The sequence below is a fragment of the Achromobacter sp. SIMBA_011 genome (genome assembly GCF_046535435.1).
In the GTDB taxonomy this organism is placed as follows: domain Bacteria; phylum Pseudomonadota; class Gammaproteobacteria; order Burkholderiales; family Burkholderiaceae_B; genus Achromobacter; species Achromobacter dolens.
In genome coordinates, this window is the sequence record NZ_JAWRWN010001359.1 from 1 (window position 1) to 229 (window position 229).

At 66.4% G+C, this 229-nt stretch carries 1 protein-coding gene; it reads right to left on the bottom strand.

What is annotated here, in order from left to right; genetic code table 11:
• A partial coding sequence (locus SB816_RS35510; RefSeq protein ID WP_410548685.1) for an alanine racemase occupies nt 1–229 on the bottom strand: 229 nt, incomplete at both ends.

A 229-nucleotide genomic window follows, 5' to 3' on the forward strand; every position in this document is an offset into this window, starting at 1 on the left:
GGTTCATCCCCGAGTTCATCTTCAGCTGGATGTCGATCGGTCGTTGCGGCTGCGCGGCGATCAGCAGATCGAGCTGCTCGTCGCAGTGCACGGCTACCGTGAGCCGGTGGCGGTCGGCGAGTTCGACGTCGACCGGCTCGAAGATCCCTTCGAGCAGCAGCACCGGCTTGTCCCAGCCGAGCTCGCGCACGCGCACGGCTTCGTCGAGATCGAGCAGCGCGATGCCGTC